The sequence below is a fragment of the Mucilaginibacter sp. genome (assembly GCF_039207105.1).
Classification (GTDB): domain Bacteria; phylum Bacteroidota; class Bacteroidia; order Sphingobacteriales; family Sphingobacteriaceae; genus Mucilaginibacter.
On sequence record NZ_JBCECK010000069.1, the window covers coordinates 1 to 2,830 of the forward strand.

1 protein-coding gene is annotated in these 2,830 nt (G+C 40.2%); it reads right to left on the reverse strand.

All coding sequences use genetic code 11. From position 1 onward, the window contains the following. On the reverse strand, positions 1-2,460 hold a 2,460-nt coding region (locus AAGC65_RS14855), incomplete at its 3' end, for a SusC/RagA family TonB-linked outer membrane protein (RefSeq protein WP_343113246.1). Positions 2,461-2,830: the final 370 nt, after the last annotated feature.

The window sequence follows — 2,830 nt, forward strand, 5'->3', positions numbered from 1 at the left end:
GTTGATATCGGCATATTTTAAGCCGCCCACTTTATTGGCTTCAAATGTATTTGTAGGCGCTGCGGCAGCTTCGGCCGCGGTTTGAAAAACACCTGTAGCCTGTAGTACATAAAAGCTGCCGATAGGTTGACCATTATCTGTACGGGTAACGGTACGTGAGTTGATACCTCCTCCGAACAATGCCTGGCCACCATTTAAGCCAATTACATTGTTTTTATTGTAGCTGATGTTACCGCCAATAGTATAGGATAGTTTATCATTGATCTTGTCGCTCCATTTTAAACCTACTTCAAAACCTTTGTTGCTGTATGAAGCGGCATTGGTTATAAAGGTATTATCCGGATCGCCTAAGATGCCGGGCAAAGGTATTTTGGTTAAAGCATCGTTAACTTTTTTATTGTAATAATCAACCTCACCGGTTAAACGATTGTTCAGAATAGCAAAATCAACACCGATGTCATATTGAGTAGTGGTTTCCCATTTCAGCTTGGTATCTTTTATATCCTGTATTACGCTGCCTAAGTTTAATGTTCCGTTGTTGAAATAGTAAGGCAGGTTGCTGGTTGCGGTAATAATATATAGTGCCTGATCAATATTATCGTTACCTAATTTACCATAGCTGGCACGTAGTTTTAACTGATCGAATATGTGGTTGTCTTTCATAAAAGACTCTTCTGAAATTACCCAGCCACCGCCAAAGGTGTAGAAGTTACCCCAGTGCTGGTCAAATTTGGAGCTACCGTCACGGCGGATGGAGCCGCTTAACAGATACTTGCCTTCAAAACCATAGTTTACACGGCCTACAAATGACTGCCTGGTGAATAAGCCTCCACCAAAGCCATCTTTAGCATTTAAATCAGGGTTACCCAGGTTTAGGTACCATTGATCTTCATTGGGTGGTACATCCTGGCGGGTGCCGTTTATAAAATTCGATTTGAATTTTTCAGTAACAAAGCCGCCCAAAACAGTTAGGTGATGTTTACCAAAGGTTTTATCGAACGTTATTGTGTTATCCCAGGTATATTGATATGAATCATCATTCTGCACAAATAATGAGCTGTTATCCTGTCTTTGATTACCACCGCCTACGTTAAAGGTTGAAGCATCAGAGATAAACTGGTAAATGTAGTTTTTCTGATTGTTGAAACGGATATCGGCATTAAAGGCTGAGTGGAAGGTTAATGAGGTAATGGGTTTATAATCTAAAGCCACATTACCTTGAACACGGTTATTAAGCGTAAAGTTGTTTGCTTTTTCTAATTGCAGTAAAGGGTTACCAACGTTGCCCCAGGCAGATGTATTACCATATTTACCATCAATAATTGATGGAATAATAGGTGCAGCCCTGTAGATGTTCCCATATATATCGTTAAGTTTAACGGTTTGTTCGGCACCGCGGCTTAAGGATATTTGTTCGCTGAATTTCAGTTTTTTAGATATGTTTATATCATTGTTAGCCCGGATGGTGAAACGTTGAAAACCATTGGTCTTAATAACACCCTGATCATCAAGGTAGTTTGCACTGATAAAGTAAGTGTTGTTTTCACCGCCACCTGCTACCGAGATGTTATGATTAGTTGTAAAAGCATTGCGTGAAACAGCTTTTAGCCAGTCTGTTGTACCCGGAAAGGTTACCGGAGCAGTAACGTCTGCAGTAGGGTTAGCGTCTTTCAGGTAATCTACATATTGATCGTGATTAGCCAGCAGAAGAGGATTAGCCACTTCTCTGAAACCTACGTTGGCATCATAACTTACAACAGCCGGGCCGCTTTTACCCTTTTTTGTGGTAATGATTACCACACCGTTTGCACCACGAACACCATAAATGGCAGCCGATGCATCTTTTAATACATCAAGGGTTAATATATCAGAGTTGTTGATGTTCCTGATATCATCGGTTAACACACCATCAACTACGTAAAGCGGGTTAGCGCCGGCCAGTACAGAACCAGTACCGCGTATACGCAAAATTGGCGCTGAGTTTGGCTGGCCCGAAGATAAAACCTGGACACCAGTAACCTTGCCCTGTAAGGCTTGGGTTGGTGTTTGTACAGGTTGCTTGGTTAGCTCTTCGCCTTTAATGGAGGCTACCGAACCGGTTACGTCCCGTTTGCGTTGAGTACCGTAACCAACAACTACTACCTGTGCCAGTTCTTTTGATTCAGCTTGTAGTTTTACAGTTAATTGAGTTTGATTGTTAACGGGCAACGTTAAGGTTGTATAACCAATATAAGTAAATACAAGTGTTGCTGTGGGTGGCGCCTGAAGGGTGAATGCACCTGTAGCGTCTGTCTGTGCTCCTGTGGTGGTTCCTTTAATTGAAACGCTCACACCAATTAAGGCTTCGCCGGTTGCAGCATCGGTAACTTTACCTTTTACTGTAGTGTTTTGGGCGAATGTAGCATCAGCAAAAAAGAGACAAAATAGCACCAACACAGAAATAGTAAAAATTCTTTTCATAGTGTTTAGTTAAATAAGTGTAGTTAGAAAATAATTGGTTTATTATTTTAGGCAAAGCTGAGTAGATAATATCCGTTTACAAAAAAAATAAACTCAACATTAATACATCACATACAGAACACTTTCTAAATGCTTATGTTTTTTAATTTTAATAAATTGATAATCAATTTATTAAAAACGTATAGTGTATATTGTACATACTACAACGATAAGGGCGGTTACACTAACCCGATTTAGCGCTATGAGAGGTAATGATGTAGTATTATAATTCGATGAGAAACTCGGTAAGGTTTTTATCGTGTTCCAGGTTAAGTTTTTTACGCAAGCGATAACGGCGTATCTCGACCCCACGCAGTGATATATTTAAAAG